Below are 19776 nucleotides of genomic sequence, written 5' to 3'. Positions count from 1 at the left end.
GCGTGATGCCGAAAAGATAGGCAATTTAAGCTTTTTTGCTTGGACTGCCTGTTATGAATCAATACACGCTTGCGGGGTGTGGAGCGATCCTGCTGTGGAGCAGCAATGTCGCCCTGATTCGCCACGTGACCGAACTGCTTGGCCCTTTGGGTGGCGCTGCTGCCATTTACTCTATCGCAGCGCTCTGCTTAGTGCTTTTTGTCGGGACACCTAAACTCAGTGACTTTCCGCGCCGCTACTTGATTGTTGGCGGCGTGTTATTCGTGGTCTACGAGTTATGCCTTTCGTTGTCGTTAGCGTGGGCCAATACGCGGACACAAGCGATCGAAATGGGCGTGATTAACTATTTGTGGCCATGTCTAACCGTGTTTTTTTCCGTGCTCATCACACGTCAAAAAGTCAGTCTTTGGCTTTACCCAGCCTTGATGGTCGCCTTTTTAGGCGTCGTTTGGACCGTTGGTGGCAAACAGGGGGTGTCTTGGCAACATTTAGTCGCCAATATTCACTCTAATCCATTGAGCTACACACTGGCGTTCAGTGGTGCCATCATTTGGGCCATATACTGTAATCTGACTCGCATGAGTGCGCAGGGAAAAAATGGTATCACTTGGTTCTTTATCGCCACCGCCATCACACTCTGGATCGGTTTCGCGCTCTCCGACGCGCCAGCATTTTCCGCTTCTTGGTCAGACGTCGGTTATGTCCTATTAGCCGGTGCGGCAATGGGGGGCGGTTACGGATTATGGAACCTTGGCATCCTTAAGGGTAACTTGGTGTTTTTGGCGACCTTGTCTTATTTCATCCCGATTTTATCGACATTTTTGTCCGCCATTCTTTTGTCGACCGAACTAACGCTCACCTTCTGGCAAGGCGTGGCGATGGTGACGCTTGGCTCACTGGCCAGTTGGTGGCTGACTCGTGCACCAACCAGCCATAACACACCAAGTACCGCAAAATCGCACTAGTCACACGGTAGTCTCCAGTCATGTTCGTGACTGGAGACCGTTTACTGAGCCAGCGCCAACGCCGGTGTCGGGGCGCCGTAATAAAGGCAAATACGTTGTCCATTGATGTCTTTCACATCAAATTCAATCTCATAAATGCTTTCCATCACCGGCTTCGTTACCACCTCGTTCACCGAACCACTGGCAACCACTTCACCGTTTTTCATCGCAACCATATTGTCGGCGTAACATGCGCTAAAGTTGATGTCATGCATCACCACCACCACGGCTTTATTATGGCGGTGCGCCAAGTCACGCACCGTCTGCATAATGGCCACAGAGTGGCGAATATCGAGGTTATTTAACGGCTCATCCAAAAAGATGTAGTCGGTATTTTGCGCTACAACCATCGCAATGAAGGCCATCTGGCGCTGGCCCCCACTCAGCTCATCGATAAAGCGGTCTTGAAGCTCCTCCAAACCAAGCTGCGCGATGGCATCATCAATGATCCGATTATCGTCGTCACTTAAACGGCCTTTTGAGTGAGGAAAGCGACCAAACGCGACCAATTCACGAATGCGAAAGCGCATATTGATATTATTGGACTGGCGCAACACCGCAAGACGTTTCGCCAATGCTTCATTGCTCCACTCGGCCAACGGCTTCTCACCAATTAAAACCTGCCCCGCATCACTGTCAGTCAGTCGACTGGCCATCGATAACAAGGTACTTTTCCCTGCGCCATTGGGCCCTATGATTGCAGTCACTTTTCCCGGTGGAAACAGCACGCTGGCTTGGTCAACTACCTTGGTTTGCCCATAGGATTTAGAGAGTTCGATCAGTTCAATCATAATGGTTAAAACTTATTTTTAGTCAGCAGGTACAGGAAGTAACTCCCGCCAACAAAGTTGATAATGACACTGACAGTGGTTTCAAAGCCAAACCACTGCTCAACAACAAACTGACCGGTTAGCAACAAGAACACGGCCAAAATACTGGTAGCGATAATCAAGAAACGGTGCTGATAGCTGATGAACATTTGTCGCGCGAGGCTAACCACAATCAAGCCAAAGAACAGCACTGGGCCGACAAGCGCCGTTGATACTGCAATCATCACCGCGATAATCATCATCACTTTAAGGGTCAGACGGCGAATATCGACGCCAAGACTAATCGCGTTGTCTTCTCCTAGCCAGCACACATCCAATTGATTGGCATAGCGATAAAGCGCGAGCAAGCACAATGCGAGCACCGGAACACTCATGTACACCAAATCACGGTTCGCATTGTTAAAGCTTGCGAACATCGCATCTTGCAGCACCGCAAACTCACTCGGGTCGACCAGCAAGGTAAAAAACTGACTGATGCTGCCAAACACACTCCCCAGCACGATACCAATCAAGAGTAAGGTGTAAATGTTCGCGCGTCGGCGTCGAAAATACAGCGTAAATAAAACCGTGGCGCTAATCGTCATTAAGATCACGCATACCACAAAATTTAAATACGGATTAATCAGCAATACGCTGGATGCGCCAAATACCACCAGCAAGGTTGTTTGCAACAACATGTACAAGCTATCGAAGCCAAGAATCGACGGTGTAAGAATGCGATTATTGGTAATGGTTTGGAACACTAACGATGACGCCGAAATAGCCACTGCTGCGAGGGCGATCGCCAATACTTTCGGGGTACGACGCGAGAGAAAATAGGCGTAGTTATCCGCTGTAAGGCCATGACCCAGAAAGTATCCAGCGACGGCCAACGTACCGAGGAAGACAAGAGAGAGTTTAACCACATCACGCATTGGCTTTATCCCTCATGACTAAATAAATAAAGACCGCGCCCCCAAGAATGGAAATGATCATTGCGATCGGCACTTCGTAAGGGAAAATCAACACTCGACCTAAAATGTCACAGCTCAACACCAGCACAACGCCCCAGAATGCAGTCCATGGCAGATTGCGTTTAATGTTATCGCCCATAAATAAGGACACCACGTTGGGAACAATCAGGCCCAAGAAAGGGATCACCCCTACGATCATCACCACGGCCGAAGACAAAAGCGCCACGACCATCACGCCGAACAGCACCACTTTTTGGTAGTCCAAGCCAATATTTTTAGCAAAGCTTTCGCCAATACTGGCGGCGCTGAATTGACTGGCATAGGCGTAAGCAATGGCACAAACAGGCACAGCGACAAACAAGATTTCGTAGTTACCCGACAACACGGACGAAAAGTTAGCGACCGTCCATGCCTGCAAGGTCTGAATCAGGTCGTATTTGTAAGCAAGAAACTGAGTGAGCGAAGACACCACGTTGCCGTACATGATGCCAATCAGTGGTACCAGTACCGTGTTTTTGAATTTGAGGCGCTGCAGAAAACGAACGAATAACCATGTGCCCGCCATGGCAGTCCCGACAATCATGGCCAAGTCCAACCACTGGCTCGCGCCGGCAAAGACCACCAGCGTCAACACATAACCCAGCAACGCACAATCAATGGTGCCGGTGGTATCAGGTGAGGCAAATCGGTTTTGACAAATCTGCTGCATGATTAAGCCGGCAACACTGAGGCCGGCACCCGCCAAACAGATGGCCAATAATCGCGGAATTCGACTGGTGGTAAAAATGGTCCACGCTTGCGCATCGCCTGCGAGTAGATTTTCAATCGATACGTGCGCCACCCCTATCGAAATCGATAACAGCGCGAGAATCACGAGTACGGGTATAGAAAGGTATTTCACAACACAACTACCGTTGAGACGCTTACAATCACAAAGACCCGGGGAATGCCCGGGTCAATATTAGCCAGTTATTTGGCGGTTAGAGAACGCGATTTACATCGTCGATCATCTTATCCATCGCCGTCATGCCCGCCATGGTGATGTACCACGCCGTTGGGTCTAGATAGCTAATACGGTTGTTCTGATGGGCTGGCGTTTTGTTAACCAGTGGATTATCAAAGCGCGCTTTCGCTTTACCCACACCTTCCCCAATGGCTTGCTCACGGTCTAGCACAAGAAGTACATCTGGGTTGGCATCGGCAATATACTCGAAAGAAATCAAGTTGCCATGAGAGCCGGCGACCTCGACATCGTCGCTTTTCGCAGGTTTTAGGCCGAGCTCATCAAACACCATACCAAAGCGGCTTTTCTCGCCGAACATTGCCACTTTGCTACCGTTGCTCATCACCATCAACGCATTAAAGTTATCCGCAGCGGCTTTGTTACGTGTGCTAGCAATTTTGGCATCCATCTTTGCGATGATTGCTTCCACTTTGTCTTGTTTGTCGAAGACTTGACCCAGCATACGCCAGTTTTTCTGCACGCTCTGCCAATATTGGTTGTAGTCTGCTTGGAACATAATCGTCGGGGCGATTTCTTCCAACTCTTTCATCAGGGAGGCCATACGTGCTTCAGCAATAATCAGGTCCGGCTTAGCCATGAAAATAGCCTCATAGTCCGGCTCTTTTACCGTACCCACGGCGACGTACTTTTCATCTTGGTACTTGTCCGCAAGATAGTCGGGCATCAGTGACTTGACCACACCCACAGGCTCAACACCAATACGATCTAACACGTCTAAGMTACCTTGGCCCAACACGACCACACGTTGTGGCACGCCATCTATCTCGATTGTACCCATCGCATGCTCAATGGTTTTTGCCGCGACTTGGCTACCAAATAGTAAAGATGTCGTTAAGATAACAAGTTGAAAAATTGAACGAAAAGCTCGCATCGCTAGTTCCTCATCAAGGTTGATGGCAGCATGCTAGCGCAATTAAAAAACGAAGTCACGAATAGAAGTGAGAATCGTTCATATTTATAATTATATTGATATTGCGCAAGATAAGAGACATCAATCTATGTTTGCTATCCGAGCAGCGATCAACAGCAAAAGTGACTCAGTGACGGCTGATGCCTACCTTGATCTGGCGCAAAAGAACTGTTTTTGTTTGCGCCACTATCCCCTCACACACCATCAAAAAGGCCTACGTGATCACACGTCATGCTCTGAATGACCAAAAAGCAAGCGATTGCATCGACACTATCAACATATTTGGTAACCATTAGGGGGTATTCGCGGTAATATGCAGATAGTTGTGATCAGGATCGCGCGTTACTAGGGCGTTGTTACATACACTGAGTCCATCTCATCCGGCGCCAGAGCAAAGACAATAAAGACAGTTAGAACTGTCGCAAAATCGGCACCGACATGAGTTTGACTGCATCTAATAAGTTGTTTGAGGGTTACAATGAACGAGATTTTACTTGCGGTCGTCGCTGGTGCCATCGTTGGCTTTTTCTTCAGCGCGATCAAGCTACCACTGCCTGCTCCCCCAGTACTATCGGGGATCATGGGCATTGTTGGTATCTACCTTGGCGGCATGGCCTATCAGGCCGTGATCGAACGCTTTTTCTCTTAACTTAAGATAATTGGAGCACATTATGGCTACCCCACATATCAATGCCGCAGATGGCGCCTTTGCTGAAACCGTCCTGATGCCAGGTGATCCACTTCGTGCGCAATACATTGCCGAGAACTTCTTGGAAAACGCAGAGCGTGTCACTGACGTACGTAACATGTTTGGCTACACCGGCACCTATAAAGGGAAAAAAGTGTCAGTGATGGGCCACGGTATGGGTATTCCATCTTGCTCAATCTACGTGCATGAGCTGATCAAAGACTACGGCGTGAAGAATATCATTCGCGTTGGTAGCTGTGGCGCTGTGAAAGACGATGTAAAACTGATGGATGTGATTGTTGCACAAGGTGCATCAACCGACTCTAAAGTGAACCGCACGCGTTTCGCGAACCACGATTTTGCTGCGATCTCTGACTTCCATCTGCTGGAAACGGCAGTAGGTGAAGCGCGTAAACAAAACGTTTCTGTTCGTGTGGGTAACGTCTTCTCTGCAGACTTGTTCTACAGCCCTGAAGCGGATCTGTTCAACACCATGGACAAGCTTGGCATCCTTGCGGTTGATATGGAAGCGGCAGGTATCTACGGTGTGGCCGCTGAGCTGGGCGCGCGCGCACTGACCATTTTGACTGTGTCTGACCACATCATCCGTGGTGAAGCCTTGAGCTCAGACGAGCGTCAGAAATCATTTAACGAAATGATGACTGTATCGCTTGAAACAGCGATCAACCTGTAAGTGTTGATCGGAGGAAACGTGTCTAGCGGCAAACTGCCCCCAGCTGCCGGTGACTTGCAGCTGAACTTTTGTAAAACGCTCACTTGCCCAAATTTTGGGTCCACTGATGAGCAGCATTACTTGGTTCAGCACACCAATCCGGCACGCCCAACCTTGGTATGCCGTGAGTGTGGTGCGTTTCCTCCATTGCTCAACAACCACCAAGTGCATGCAGAGCTGATCACTCAGCGACAACTGCATGCCGATGGTTTATGCGCCTGCACCAACCCAGATTGCGAACATCTGGGCAAACCCGTACTCACCCACCGAGCCTGCTACCATGCATTTGGCTACAGCGGTGATAAACAACGCTATCGCTGTAAAGGGTGTCAAAGCACCTTCGTCGATCGCTGGTCGGGGGTGAATAAAAAAAGTGAGTTACAGCAAAAGTTGTTGGCCTACCTGTTCACAGGCCACACGGTGCGAGAGATTTGCCGCCGTCTAACGCTGAACCCCAAGACCTTTTACGATCATCTCAACCATATTGCCGCTCGCTGTCGGCAAAAACTTGCGGCTTATGATACGCGCTTTTTAGGCGAAACCACCCAAGGCCACCTTGCTAGCGTACACGCACCTTTGCAGCCACACAGTCAAAATGGCGTGCAATGGCTCGCCACGGGGGAAGCACATAGCGGTTATGTGTTGCTGCAAGACGTGAATTATCATTCGTACGATCACCCAGTGGTCAATGCTCAGCACGATCCCTATCAAGATCATTGTCGATTTATCGCCAGTGCGCCTGATGTCGACCGAAGCGAAACACTCGCGACACCCGAGGGATTACTCGGTCGCGTGGATGCAAAATATCGCGCGGTTTTCGCCCGCTCGAATGTGGAAGACCCGTATACCCAGCCACTGCATTTTATCTATCCTAACCGTGGCACCTTGATACGTCCACAGTACACAACCTATGCACACTACCTAAATCTCAAGCCCTTATTGGCGCATTGGCAAAACATTGTGGTGTTTTCACCGCAAGAGCCTTTGCTTCGCTCTGCCTGCTTATCCGTCTTTGAAGCTGACATTCGGGATAAACGCGTCAGTCACGTATACGTTGAACAGGACGCATACTGGCAACCCGGCGCAGAGCCTGAGAAAATTGATATCGTATTACTCAGTTGGTGGCGCGATCGCTGGGCGTTTACGCGCAGTGGTGAAGGCACAAAAGCCATTTGCGATCATGGCCAAGCAAAAGGCAAAGAAGCGTACTGGTTAACCCATGCTAGCTGCGATGCATTGAAGAAATATCAGCAACATTTTCATCAGCAATTTGCGCTGTTAGTCAATGAACCTCGTCGACGCTTACGTCCCGGCGGCCTGCTTCCTCTGCTTGATATTTACCGCGCGTGGCACAACTTGTGTTGGCAAGACAAGCAGCACCAAACACCGGCTCAGCACCTTGGTTTGACCGACCGACCGCTAACATTGGCCGATCTGCTCCTTTAACCGCGGCTTCCTTTCCATTCCCTTGATAAATCACGCGGTGTGACTTGACGCGTATCACTTTTTGTTGCCTAAATAAGACTGTGGTTTCTTTACAGGGTGTTTTATTTGGATATTCAACTTCTTCGTACCTTYATAGAGGTCAGTAAAACACGTCATTTTGGCCACGCGGCCGATAACCTCTATTTGACGCAATCGGCAGTCAGTTTTCGGATTCGTYAGCTCGACACTATTGGAGCCTCCCCAACGCTTTGGGAACTAGAAGGGGTCAGTGACTGGATTAATCGTATATGTGCCAATCAACCTGATTGGGTGATCCGCGCTGAAGCTACGCCTCGACAAATGCTGGCGCGTCAATTGATTGAAAAGCGCATTGATGCCGGTCTGACGTCTGAATTACCCAAACTCGAAGGATTGCACTCCCATCACCTCGGCGATTATCAATTGCAATTGGTCAGCCACCTGCCCGATGTGACCATGGCAGATATCCAAGACTTAGCGATCGTCTATTTGGATTGGGGAACCCGCTTTGCTGTCGAGCAAAGTCGTATTGAGGCATTGCAGCGTCCACCCGTCCTCCATACCCAATCGTGTCACCTTGCGCTTAATTATTTACTCACCCACGGCGGCGTTGCATTTCTACCGTCTCTGGCTATTCAGCCATACATCGACCGTGGACAACTGCATCTGGTAGGCACCAGCCCAGCATTGGTTCATCAGCTTTATCTTGTCTGGTTAGATGGCAGCGATAAGTCGCATTTAATCAATGAGTTACAAAGCTCTACTGGCCAGCTTGTCCCAGAGTAAAAAAAACACGTTTGCAATGATAATTTCACTAGTCGACGGTGAATTTTTGGGCTATCTTAACCTTTAAGGGCGACGCGCGCGTTGCCTGAATATCCGGCTGCAAACACAGCCACGTAAATACATTAGCGTTAGGAAAGCACCACCATGGCACAGTGGGATCAATGGTTAAAACATGGCTCTCAACACAAAGAGAAGTTCAAGTCCCGACACCACGACTATTTTGATGACGAGGCACCACGCGGTAAAAAAGGTAAGAAACGTCAACAGAACAAGTCGCGCCGTCAACAACACGATGATGGCTTTTTCGGAGATGACCGTTGACAAACAGTCGCTAGCCCCCTAACAGATTGCATGACACGGTGGCCACACCGCCCAACGGCAACAAAACGGGTTCAGGCGCATAGCGAGATAGCACACGCACAGCTAAATAGAATATAAGTAAAAGGGCAACGTCTTCCGGCGTTGCCCTTTTGTGTACAGCAAGCCACAAAGGCTATCAATGGCGTACTAAGTAATATGTATTACGCTGTTGCCGCCTCCCACTTGGCCTGATGAGCAGTAACCTGGGTTCTGGCAGACTTCCAACGCGTATCAAGCTGCAAATCTGTCCAATCAATCGTTTTTGCTACACGCAATTGGCTGGCCGCAGGGACATCTGTGATGGGCAAGGTATCGAGAACGGCAACCACGCTATCTCGGTCATTACAGACCAACACCATATCACAGCCTGCTTCCAAGGCTGCGCAGGCGCGAGCCGGTGCATCGCCTAATACATGTGCCCCACCCATACTGAGATCATCAGAAAAAATCAGTCCTTTAAAGCCCAGCTGCTGGCGCAAGATATGGGTCAACCAGAACGCGGATGCACTAGCAGGCTGCCCATCATGATGCGGATACACCACATGAGCCGGCATCATGGCATCCAGTAACCCTTCCTCGATAAACGCTTTGAAGATGGCGAAATCCGACGAGTGCAACATCTCACGCGGATCATGCGGCGTCACCAGATGAGAGTCTTCCTGTACCCCTCCGTGACCCGGAAAATGCTTGCCCGTACTTGCCATTCCCACCGCGCGCATGCCTTGGGTGAAGGCACGTGCATAACGAATAGCTTCCGCGGGATTGTCACCAAAAGCCCGATCTTTAATCGCTGCGCAAGCAAATCCTAAGTCCAACACTGGTGCAAAGCTTAAATCAATCCCATGCGCGATAAGCTCGGCGGCCATCAACCAGCCGGCTTGCTCGGCAACACTAGCATCCGCCTTAAGAGCCCCATAAGACTGTGCCGCTGGAATACGTGTGAACGGCGCTTTAAAACGCTGTACACGCCCCCCTTCTTGATCGACACCAATTAGAATATCGCGCCCCGCTGCTGCACGGATCTCTGCAGTGAGCGCCTGCAGTTGCTCACTGTCATGATAATTGCGTGCAAACAGAATGACACCGCCCACACTGGGATGAGCTAAGATCTCTTTTTCCTCATTGTCGATACGCTCTGCGTGAACATCCAACCATACTGGCCCCATCATATCTCCTTCATCCCATTGTCAGCCGACTGCCACGCCGGCACGTTATACTAGTGCCAAGGCCTTATGAGTACGTGACTTGCTTGGCAACTGAAAACCTTGTGACGTATTGATACCGTGCGTATGCCACGCTGGCAGCCACTATCACAACAGAATAATCAAGCACTTTGCCTAGATTCGCAATCTGTTTATACTCGTGCCATGGAAGGGGTATTCAACTAAACAGCTCCCTATTAGGGCTCCCCTCATCTGTCCGCGCAGGGTGGTAATAACGCCCAGTGGTTGCGCAATTTGTGCATTGATAAGGAACACACATGCCTCAACCCGCAGCAGATATATACATCGGTGTGATGTCTGGCACCAGTTTAGATAACATTGATGTCGTGGCAGTACGCTTTACACAAGCTGGGCACGTTGAGCCCATTGCGCGCCACAGTGAGCCCATGCCGCAAGAAATTAAAGCAACCGTGATTAGTTTAAGTCGCGGCCACCCTATAGCGATCACTGCGATTGGGCAGTTAGATCGCCGTCTCGGCGAGTGCTATGCCCATGCCATCAATACCTTGCTAGAAAGCGCAAGCTTACGCCCCAAGCATGTTGCTGCAATCGGTTGTCACGGACAAACTGTGTATCACCAACCCAGTGGTGATTATCCGTTTACCATGCAACTGGGTGACGCCAATGTGATCGCAGCGCGAACAGGCATTACCACGGTTGCCGACTTTCGCCGCAAAGATATGGCATTTGGCGGCCAAGGCGCGCCACTCGTACCCGCATTCCATAACGATTTATTTTCCGATGCCAAGCAGCCAACCGCAGTGGTCAATATTGGCGGTATTGCCAATGTCTCCATGATATGTCCCGACCAACCCTTATACGGTTATGACACGGGGCCGGGGAATATGCTGATGGATGCATGGATACAGCGTCACAAACATCAGGCGTATGATAAAGATGGCGCATGGGCAGCCAGCTGCTCCGCCTACCAGCCATTACTACAGCGTTTGCTCTCTGACCCTTATTTTTCACGCCCCGCGCCAAAAAGCACCGGGCGAGAATACTTCAACCTTGACTGGCTGGATCGCCACTTACTGGCGTTTTCACTCTCTCCGTCACAGGTGCAAGCCACACTACTTGAACTGACGGCACAAAGCATTGCCATGGCGATACAACCTCATGAGCAAGGTCGCGTGTTTATCTGTGGTGGCGGCGCACACAACCAAACGTTGATGGCAGCACTGCAGGCGGCGCTGCCTCAGTGGCATATTGCGCGTTCAGATGACGTGGGGATCAGTTGCGACGACATGGAAGCCATCGCGTTTGCATGGTTAGCCCGCCAAACCCTCTATAATCAGCCGGGCAACGTGCCCGCTGTCACCGGTGCTAGTCAGGCCTGCTGTTTGGGTGCCATTTATTTGCCCTTCTAGGGAGGGCATGAAGAAAATAGAAGAGTACAACTTTTCCAGTTGTATGCGGTTATCCGGATGAGCTTAAGCGACCTTGCCGTAAAATCGTGACAGGTTGGACGTTGTCCATACGCTGAACGTAAGCCTGATACTGATTGAACGGTAAGGGGCGCGAGTAGTAAAAGCCTTGGCCAACGTCCACGCCATAGCGTCGCAATAGCGCTTCCGCTTCTTCACACTCCACCCCTTCAGCAACCACCATGACCCCAAGTGAGCGTGCCATATCCGTCGTCGCACGTACAATGCTTTGATGGCGACCACTTTGGGGTAAATTGCGTACAAAGCTACGGTCAATTTTCAACTCAGTAAATGGCAGCTGTGAGAGAAAATACAGCGATGAATAGCCGGTGCCGTAGTCATCAATCGATACCTCAATACCACTTTCCGACAGCTCACTGATCAAGCGCTTCAGCCAATCGTAGTCTTCAACCATCACCGATTCGGTCAGTTCAAGAGAAACCAGATTCGTTGGTACATCGTATTGGCTTGCCAGATCAACCACTCGCGCCGCTAAGTTCGGGATATAAATGTCGGACGCACTGATATTGATGGACAGGCGCCGACAGTGACCGCTAGCAATTAACTGTTGCTGCTGTTGGAAAGCACGTCGAATCACCCATAGAGTCAAGTTGTTGATAATACCCACATCCTCAGCCATACGCACAAAAACATCGGGGGAAATCTGTCCAAAGCGTGGATGCATCCAGCGTGCGAGCACTTCAGAACCATGAATGGAGCCTGTTCGTAAATCAATTTGAGGCTGGTGATAGAGTTCCAGCCCATCGTTTTCAATTGCCTCACGCAGATCTGCTACTAACGAAACATGAAGCTCGTGATACTTGTGTTCGTGGTTGTTAAAGTGGGTATATCCTCCGAGCACGGAACGATGTTGCTGCAGTGCTTGCATGGCGCGGTTTATCAACAGGCTAGGGTGCGCTCCATCAGACGGATAGTGACACACGCCGATTCGCGCATTGATGTGGGTAATAAAAGACCCGATAGCAAGTTCACCGTTAAGTCCCTCAATGACGGACTCTAAAATATGGTTACATGTCTCTAAATCTTCCTCCTCAATCAAGAAGGTAAATATTCCCTCTTTGAGGCACCCTAGTCGTTGATAAGGTATATCTGATTCCGTATCAATCTGATAAATCTGCTCAACATCCAAGGCTTCTAGAATTCGATCAACGATCGTATTGATATACGACTTGCGCGTATCTTCATCAAGGTAGGGCAATAGATTATTGTAGTTGTCAACGGTTACACAACACAGGTTGAAGCTGATATTGAGATCGATGAGATCATTAATCGCGATGTGAATCACGTTGGTATTGGGCAAACCGCTCAACGTATCATGAGTCAGTGCATCCATAGCGTTCATTCGCTGGTACCGGAAACGCTCGGCTAAGGCAACCGAAAACAACATCATGGTGAGCCCCATGGAGAGCATCAACGCATAACGGCTCATTACGGTATATTCACTGTACCCGAGCATCAGCGCATAAAATGCTAGCCCACCCACCATTGCAGGTAGCCACGACAACCCAAATAACAGCAACCAGAATTTACCCGGTTGCCACTGTTTGATTAAAAAGTAGATGACCAATCCGTAAATGGGCACTTGAGACAGTAACACTAACGACGCGGAAATATACGGTGGAGTGATAAATGTAAGCAGCGCCAAGCCAGCTAAAGCACCTGTCGCCATCAAGAACATGGAACGGACACGTTGGTAGTCTCGACTGCGCTCAAAATCGAGGAAGAAGTAGGTGAACCACAGCGCAATGGTCAGCAAGCATACAGCGAATGCCAAAATATGGTTACTGACAAAACGCTGGGCCCACTCCGGTAAAAAATAGCGACTAAAACCATGATTGGCACTGATCACCACTGTCGCCATCAGTGTGTTCAACACATAAATCAAATACACACGCTGCCGGCTATACACATACACCCCGACACTATAAAGGGTGACTAATAGCATAAAGGTGATAAAGCCACCCCACAGAAGATGAATCGCTTTAGCGAGTTGATCGTACGCTTGATGTGACATCACCCATAACGGCATGGTTGGCATATCACTCGACGTCACTTTGATTAGCAACGTATTCGCTTTATCGGGCAGGAGCGTGACCGGTACTGAGGCAGGGAGAGACATATTGGCTAATCGCGATTGAGTAACATCGCCTCCCTCATACTTAGTCACGATCTGATCGCCATCAACCAGGTGATACGCATCCAAGTAATCAATCGTCGTATTATCGGTCAGAATATGGAGATGACGCTCAGTTAACCCTTTATAGTCAAACTCCACTTGTATCCAAAATGTCTGATATTCGAGCTTCCAGGGGATTGCTTCAGGGTTTTGTACGGTGGCAAACGGCGCGTGATCAATCACGTAATTGAGTGACAATTCGTTGGTCTCGTCAATAAAGTAACGGTACTCCACATCGAGCAAGGGATCATTGAGCTGTAAGACACGGGTCAGGTTAGCGATGCCATAAAAAACAGACGCCACAAAAGCAACGGAGAGCGCAATAGTGGTCCAGATGAGTGCCTGTCGCGATTGCAGAGCCTGCATTAGCATCTTCACTCCAATTTTTATCGTGATTGACCCAGCAGACCAGTCCAACTCTGCCTGTCTGTCTTGGTTTTTCCGACACTGTGAATAACTTTCAAGGCGATTATTTGTAAAACTAGATAGATATGGCTAATTTTTCAAACACAGATCTCATCTTTGTTGCCTCGTTAACCCACAACAAGTGAACACTTAACGTATCTTTGAACATTTGTTCATGATAATGTTCGACGCTATACTGCAATCAATTCCATTCAGGGCTGACACATCCCACTAGCCAATGAGTACACCCATGATGACGATGCCAACCACACCAGACGCGTTGCAAGAAGACACCGATTTATTGACTGAAATCGCCATTCTTTACTACCAACAAAGCGCTACACAAGAAGAGATCGCGCGTAAGTACAAAATAAGTCGTCCCAAGGTCAGTCGATTGCTGCGACGGGCACGAGAAGAAGGGATCGTCGAAATCACAGTAAAGTTTCACCCCGTTCATAGTGCGCAGCTTGAGCAGCGTTTAATGGACAGGTTTAATTTAAAGCGCGCACTTATCTCTCTCGATCAACCCAGTGCCCAAGAGCAACGTATGCAGGTGGCGACACTCGTCTCAGCTTACTTGGATGCCAACCTGAACGACGGTATGGTGGTCGCGGTTGGTCAAGGACAAAATGTCGCGGCAGTCGCAGATCACCCAGGTGTGGTATCTCATCGTCAAGCACGCTTTGTCTGCGCCATTGGTGGGACGCACCGCAGTGGAGATGCATTTAACGCTGACCATATTTGTCGACGTCTCGCCAAAAAGTTTGGTGGTAGCAGCGAAACCCTCTACGCCCCTGCCTACGTCGACAACGAAACCATTCAACAAGTCTTTGTTTCTCACCCCAACATCAGTGAAACCTTGAACCAAGCCAGAAAAGCAGAGTTTGCGCTGGTGGGAATTGGCGATATGGATGAAAATAGCCACATGGTAAAACTTGGCTGTTTTAGCGCTCGCGAATTTGTAGAAGCACGGGTTAACGATGGTATTGTCGGTGACATCGGCGGCTTTGATTTTTTCCGCATGGACGGTCAACCGACCGATAATCTGATGCGAGGCCGTGTAGTGGGTCTAGCTATGCCAGATTTGGCGCGCATTCCTAATGTGATTGCTATGGCAAGCGAGAGCCGCAAAGCGTTGTCCATCTTAGGTGCACTGCGTACAGGTGTCATTGACGTGTTAGCAACCAGTGCCAGTTGCGCCATGGCGCTATTGAATATGTCAGAGCCGGCACCAAACGAGAAACAGATCACATTTCAACAGCCAGAGTAAACCACACACAAAGAAGTGAGATGTATCGCGGGTTTATTTCGCAATACAATTGACAATCGATGTGAAAAACACAAAGATCGTCACATCATTTGCTCAGGCGCGTTGCATCTGTTCATATTCAGAGCAGGCGCTAACCCGCAAACGTGGCGTCTGAGCCTATCACGCAGAAAAGGTGAGTGAAGATGAGCAACAAACTGGACCAACTCCGTGCCCTGACCACCGTTGTCGCTGACACTGGTGACATCGAAGCGATCAAAAAGTACCAACCACAAGATGCAACGACAAACCCGTCGCTGATCCTGAAAGCGGCGCAAATCAAAGAATATGCGCCGCTCATCGAAGAAGCGATTGCTTACGCCAAATCACACAGCAACGACGCTGATCAACAAGTGGCAGACACGTGTGACCGTCTTGCGGTCAATATCGGTAAAGAAATCCTCAATGCTATCCCTGGCCGTATTTCAACCGAAGTGGATGCACGCTTATCTTACGACACTGACGCCAGTGTGGCGAAAGCACGCAAACTGATCAGCATGTACAACGAGGCAGGGATCAGCAACGACCGTATCTTGATCAAACTCGCCTCAACGTGGGAAGGTATTCGCGCCGCAGAGATCCTAGAAAAAGAAGGGATCAACTGTAACCTGACGCTACTCTTCTCGTTCGCGCAAGCGCGCGCCTGTGCCGAAGCTGGTGTTTACTTGATCTCACCATTCGTTGGTCGCATCATGGACTGGTACAAAGCGAAAGAAGGCCGTGATTTCACACCAGCAGAAGACCCAGGCGTGAAATCCGTCACCACCATCTACAACTATTACAAGTCGCATGGCTACAATACTGTGGTCATGGGTGCAAGCTTCCGTAACACCGGCGAAATCTTGGAGCTGGCAGGCTGTGACCGTCTAACCATCAGCCCACAACTGCTGCAAGAGCTTAGTGACGCAGAAGGTGACGTGCCAGTGAAATTGCAAGACACTGGCGCCACAGAGCAGCGCCCAGCGCGTATGACCCATGCTGAGTTTATGTGGGAACATAACCAAGACGCGATGGCCGTTGAAAAACTGGCTGAAGGCATCCGCAATTTCGCGGTTGACCAAGGCAAGCTCGAAGCCATGATTCGCGAGCAACTGTGATTTAACACAATAAAAGCGGCTTAGGCCGCTTTTATGATTAACGTCGATACCGTATTCAACCTGTTCAATCTGTAGGTATACACATGGAACGCAAAATGCTAGCCAACGCCATTCGCGCCCTTGCGATGGACGGAGTTCAACAAGCTAACTCGGGACACCCAGGTGCCCCAATGGGTATGGCTGATATCGCCGAGGTTTTGTGGCGCGACCACATGAACCACAACCCACAAAATCCAGACTGGGCAAACCGCGATCGCTTTGTGCTATCAAACGGCCACGGCTCAATGCTGATTTACTCACTGCTGCACCTTACGGGTTATGATCTTGCCATTGACGATCTGAAGCAATTCCGTCAATTGCACTCAAAAACACCAGGTCACCCAGAGTACGGTTATGCCCCTGGCATCGAGACCACAACCGGTCCGCTTGGCCAAGGTATTACTAACGCCGTCGGTATGGCCGTGGCTGAGAAAGCACTGGCTGCTCAATTCAACCGTGACGGCCATGATATTGTCGATCATCACACTTACGCGTTCCTTGGTGATGGCTGCCTGATGGAAGGTATTTCTCACGAAGCCTGCTCGCTAGCCGGTACCTTGGGCCTAGGTAAATTGATTGCGTTTTGGGATGACAACGGCATCTCAATCGACGGTCACGTTGAAGGCTGGTTCTCTGACGATACGCCAAAACGTTTTGAGTCTTACGGCTGGCAGGTTATCCCAGCGGTCGACGGCCACGATCCTGCTGCGATTCAAGCAGCTATCGAAGCGGCAAAAGCTGAAACCGGCAAACCAACGCTTATTTGTACCAAAACCACCATTGGTTACGGTTCGCCAAACAAAGCCGGTAGCCATGACTGCCACGGCGCACCGCTAGGCGAAGACGAAATCAAAGCGGCACGCGAATTCCTTGGTTGGGAGCACGGTCCGTTTGAGATCCCACAAGATATTTATGTACAGTGGGACGCCAAAGAAGCCGGTGCGGCCAAAGAAGCAGCATGGAACGAAAAATTCGCTGCCTATCAGGCGCAGTATCCAGAACTCGCGGCGGAATTTACGCGTCGTATGAACGGTGACCTGCCTTCAAACTGGGATAGCGAAACCCAAAAGCTCATCAAAGATCTACAGGCTAACCCAGCGAAAATTGCCTCACGTAAAGCGTCGCAAAACGTACTGGAAGCCTTCGGCAAACTGCTCCCTGAACTGCTTGGCGGTTCGGCGGATCTGGCGCCATCAAACCTCACCATGTGGTCTGGTTCAAAAGCCATTACTGCTGACGACGCCAGTGGTAACTACCTACACTACGGTGTACGTGAGTTCGGTATGACCGCCATCATTAACGGTATTGCGTTGCATGGCGGCTTTGTACCTTACGGCGCAACCTTCTTGATGTTCATGGAATACGCGCGTAACGCGATGCGTATGGCGGCCCTGATGAAGGTGCAAAACATTCAGGTTTATACCCACGATTCCATCGGCTTGGGCGAAGACGGTCCAACTCACCAGCCGGTCGAGCAAATGGCTAACCTGCGCCAGACACCAAACATGAGCACTTGGCGTCCATGTGATCAGGTAGAATCAGCCGTTGCTTGGAAGGCAGCTGTTGAGCGTAAAGACGGCCCAAGCGCGTTGATCTTCTCGCGCCAAGGCCTTGCCCAACAAGATCGTGATGATGCACAGCTTGCTAACATTGCCAAAGGTGGCTACATCCTGAAAGATTGCGCGGGCAAGCCAGAGCTTATCTTGATTGCAACTGGCTCTGAGGTTGAGCTAGCCGTTGATGCGGCGGCACAACTGAGTGAGTCAGGCAAGCAAGTGCGTGTGGTTTCCATGCCAAGCACGGATCTGTTTGACAAGCAAGATGCAGCCTATCGCGAATCTGTATTGCCATCAGACGTGACAGCGCGTATCGCGATCGAAGCCGGCATTGCCGACTATTGGTACAAGTACGTGGGTCTAGACGGTCGTATCATTGGCATGACGTCTTTTGGTGAATCAGCACCGGCTGGTGAGCTATTTAAGATGTTTGGTTTCACCGTTGAAAACGTTGTAGAAACCGCTAACGAACTACTCGCCTAGTTCCTTATAGCCAGCGATTAGCACGCTAACGCGCACAAAGGCCAGTCTTAGACTGGCCTTTTTTATGTCCTTTCGCCACGGTTCAGTAAAGTCAGTAAAGAAAGCGACTGGCTGATGGACGAGGGTGATACGCAGACCTCACACCGAGATCGTGGCGAAGATATTCAGATAGCTGATCCATTGAACAAACGTTCAACATTTTATCGGCTCGCGTAATGCCAACCGTGATAGTGACAACCTTCATCACAGTGACGGTAAAACCTTGTTTCGTAATTGCCATCAGTGACTTTCCTCTCATTGTTTTTTCAACATACTCGCCATCATAAAACCTCAAGTTATATTGAGGTAAATGAAAATCACAGCAACGGGAGCAAAAAATGACCATGAGTGTCGGGCAAGTGGCTAAGCGTGCGGGGGTAAAGGTCTCTACCCTGCATTTTTACGAGCAAAAGGGGCTGATTGTGAGCCAACGCAACGCGGGTAACCAACGTCGTTACGACCGTGCAGTGCTGCGTCGCCTTGCCGTGATCAAAGCGGCGCAAAATGTTGGCCTGTCACTGGATGCGATTGGCAAAGCACTCAGTGAGCTTCCTTCACACCAAGCTCCCACTCAAGCGCAATGGCGTAAAATGGCAGAGCACTGGGATCAGACCCTGAACGACCAAATTGCGCGGCTTCAACAGCTACAGTCACGCCTCAGTGGCTGCATCGGCTGCGGCTGCCTCTCTATGAAATCATGTGCGCTCTATAATCCCAATGACGTGGTGGGCGAAGCCACGAAAGATGACAACGTGCTCAACCACCCAAAAACCAATGTGTCTGATCTTTTAAAACACTGGGGACAAAATAAGTAATAAACGCTTTACATGAACTGGGATTGCTGTATGGTGGTCACAGCTCTGGAACATGGAGCATCAATGATTCATCAAGTAAAAGTCGACATAAGCTACGCTATTATCAATATTATAGAGTTTCTAACGTTACCCACTTTCGCTTTTAGACATTTCATCGACTCCGTTCAAAGCTACCCTATTTATTTTAATTTAAGAGAGAATGATTATGTCTAATCAATCAACTGGTATCGTAAAGTGGTTTAACGAAGAGAAAGGTTTTGGTTTCATCACTCAAGACAGCGGCGAAAAAGACGTGTTTGTACACTTCCGCGCGATTGTTGGTGAAGGCTTTAAAACCCTTACCGAAGGCCAACGTGTAAACTTTACCGTTGAGCAAGGCCAAAAAGGCCCACAGGCATCTAACGTTTCTGTTGCATAAGAAACCTTGTCTGACTGAA

19 protein-coding genes are annotated in these 19776 nt (G+C 49.7%); 12 read left to right on the top strand and 7 right to left on the bottom strand.

What is annotated here, in order from left to right; all coding sequences use genetic code 11:
• The first annotated feature begins 53 nt into the window (after nt 1-53).
• Nucleotides 54-965, top strand: coding sequence for an aromatic amino acid DMT transporter YddG (gene yddG, locus BZJ18_RS00355; RefSeq protein ID WP_077454882.1), 912 nt, complete (start codon nt 54-56; stop codon nt 963-965).
• 41 nt (nt 966-1006) lie between these two features.
• Here yddG and BZJ18_RS00350 read toward each other — a convergent pair whose 3' ends face one another.
• The 4 genes from BZJ18_RS00350 to BZJ18_RS00335 form a co-directional block, all read right to left on the bottom strand.
• Nucleotides 1007-1795: an iron ABC transporter ATP-binding protein gene (locus BZJ18_RS00350; RefSeq protein WP_077454881.1), complete on the bottom strand. Its 789-nt coding sequence runs from the start codon at nt 1793-1795 to the stop codon at nt 1007-1009.
• A gap of 5 nt (nt 1796-1800) precedes the next feature.
• Nucleotides 1801-2748 carry an iron chelate uptake ABC transporter family permease subunit gene (locus BZJ18_RS00345; RefSeq protein WP_077454880.1) on the bottom strand — a complete coding sequence of 316 codons (948 nt, stop codon included), beginning with the start codon at nt 2746-2748 and terminating at the stop codon, nt 1801-1803.
• Nucleotides 2741-3688 (bottom strand): ABC transporter permease, encoded by a 948-nt coding sequence (locus BZJ18_RS00340; protein WP_069586726.1) that lies wholly within the window; start codon nt 3686-3688, stop codon nt 2741-2743. Before BZJ18_RS00340 ends, BZJ18_RS00345 begins: the two co-directional genes overlap by 8 nt.
• A 79-nt stretch (nt 3689-3767) precedes the next feature.
• Nucleotides 3768-4682, bottom strand: a complete 915-nt coding sequence (locus BZJ18_RS00335; protein ID WP_206744397.1) for a siderophore ABC transporter substrate-binding protein — start codon at nt 4680-4682, stop codon at nt 3768-3770.
• Between the two features lie 517 nt (nt 4683-5199).
• Here BZJ18_RS00335 and BZJ18_RS00330 point away from each other — a divergent pair.
• The 5 genes from BZJ18_RS00330 (at nt 5200) to BZJ18_RS17220 (ending at nt 8713) form a co-directional block, all read left to right on the top strand.
• Nucleotides 5200-5370, top strand: a complete 171-nt coding sequence (locus tag BZJ18_RS00330; RefSeq protein WP_069586728.1) for a XapX domain-containing protein — start codon at nt 5200-5202, stop codon at nt 5368-5370.
• Nucleotides 5371-5392: 22 nt separating this feature from the next.
• Nucleotides 5393-6103, top strand: coding sequence for a purine-nucleoside phosphorylase (gene deoD, locus BZJ18_RS00325; protein WP_069586729.1), 711 nt, complete (start codon nt 5393-5395; stop codon nt 6101-6103).
• Between the two features lie 18 nt (nt 6104-6121).
• Nucleotides 6122-7588: a lactate dehydrogenase gene (locus BZJ18_RS00320; protein ID WP_069586798.1), complete on the top strand. Its 1467-nt coding sequence runs from the start codon at nt 6122-6124 to the stop codon at nt 7586-7588.
• 105 nt (nt 7589-7693) lie between these two features.
• The gene (locus tag BZJ18_RS00315; RefSeq protein ID WP_077454879.1) at nt 7694-8392 is read left to right on the top strand and encodes a LysR substrate-binding domain-containing protein; all 699 of its coding nucleotides are present in this window, start codon (nt 7694-7696) and stop codon (nt 8390-8392) included.
• 144 nt (nt 8393-8536) lie between these two features.
• A complete protein-coding gene (locus BZJ18_RS17220; RefSeq protein ID WP_157893189.1) occupies nt 8537-8713 on the top strand; it encodes a hypothetical protein in 177 nt (58 codons plus the stop codon).
• A gap of 200 nt (nt 8714-8913) precedes the next feature.
• On the opposite strand, the gene nagZ is transcribed toward BZJ18_RS17220, so the two are convergent.
• Nucleotides 8914-9918, bottom strand: a complete 1005-nt coding sequence (gene nagZ, locus BZJ18_RS00310; protein ID WP_077454878.1) for a beta-N-acetylhexosaminidase — start codon at nt 9916-9918, stop codon at nt 8914-8916.
• A 314-nt stretch (nt 9919-10232) separates the two neighbouring features.
• On the opposite strand from nagZ, the gene BZJ18_RS00305 reads away from it, so the two are divergent.
• On the top strand, nt 10233-11345 hold the full coding sequence (locus tag BZJ18_RS00305) for an anhydro-N-acetylmuramic acid kinase (protein WP_077454877.1): 1113 nt from the start codon (nt 10233-10235) through the stop codon (nt 11343-11345).
• Nucleotides 11346-11394: 49 nt separating this feature from the next.
• Here BZJ18_RS00305 and BZJ18_RS00300 read toward each other — a convergent pair whose 3' ends face one another.
• Nucleotides 11395-13971 (bottom strand): EAL domain-containing protein, encoded by a 2577-nt coding sequence (locus tag BZJ18_RS00300; protein WP_077454876.1) that lies wholly within the window; start codon nt 13969-13971, stop codon nt 11395-11397.
• 286 nt (nt 13972-14257) lie between these two features.
• Between BZJ18_RS00300 and BZJ18_RS00295 the strand changes: the two genes are divergently transcribed.
• The 3 genes from BZJ18_RS00295 to tkt all read left to right on the top strand — a co-directional run bounded on the left by BZJ18_RS00295 (nt 14258) and on the right by tkt (nt 18485).
• Nucleotides 14258-15274, top strand: coding sequence for a sugar-binding transcriptional regulator (locus BZJ18_RS00295; protein ID WP_443216490.1), 1017 nt, complete (start codon nt 14258-14260; stop codon nt 15272-15274).
• 182 nt (nt 15275-15456) lie between these two features.
• The gene (gene tal, locus BZJ18_RS00290) at nt 15457-16407 is read left to right on the top strand and encodes a transaldolase (RefSeq protein WP_069586735.1); all 951 of its coding nucleotides are present in this window, start codon (nt 15457-15459) and stop codon (nt 16405-16407) included.
• A gap of 83 nt (nt 16408-16490) precedes the next feature.
• A complete protein-coding gene (gene tkt / locus BZJ18_RS00285) occupies nt 16491-18485 on the top strand; it encodes a transketolase (protein ID WP_077454874.1) in 1995 nt (664 codons plus the stop codon).
• A 91-nt stretch (nt 18486-18576) separates the two neighbouring features.
• Here the strand turns inward: tkt and BZJ18_RS00280 are convergent, their stop codons facing one another.
• The gene (locus BZJ18_RS00280; protein WP_069586737.1) at nt 18577-18765 is read right to left on the bottom strand and encodes a hypothetical protein; all 189 of its coding nucleotides are present in this window, start codon (nt 18763-18765) and stop codon (nt 18577-18579) included.
• Nucleotides 18766-18862: 97 nt separating this feature from the next.
• Between BZJ18_RS00280 and soxR the strand changes: the two genes are divergently transcribed.
• Entirely contained in the window at nt 18863-19339 is a 477-nt protein-coding gene (gene soxR, locus BZJ18_RS00275; RefSeq protein WP_077454873.1) for a redox-sensitive transcriptional activator SoxR, read from the top strand.
• A 205-nt stretch (nt 19340-19544) separates the two neighbouring features.
• Nucleotides 19545-19757 carry a transcription antiterminator/RNA stability regulator CspE gene (gene cspE, locus BZJ18_RS00270; RefSeq protein WP_069586739.1) on the top strand — a complete coding sequence of 71 codons (213 nt, stop codon included), beginning with the start codon at nt 19545-19547 and terminating at the stop codon, nt 19755-19757.
• Nucleotides 19758-19776: the final 19 nt, after the last annotated feature.

Source organism: Salinivibrio sp. IB872, assembly GCF_001995345.1.
GTDB lineage: Bacteria > Pseudomonadota > Gammaproteobacteria > Enterobacterales > Vibrionaceae > Salinivibrio > Salinivibrio proteolyticus.
The sequence above is the reverse complement of the archived record's forward strand: the minus strand, read 5'-3'. Positions and strand labels throughout refer to the sequence as shown.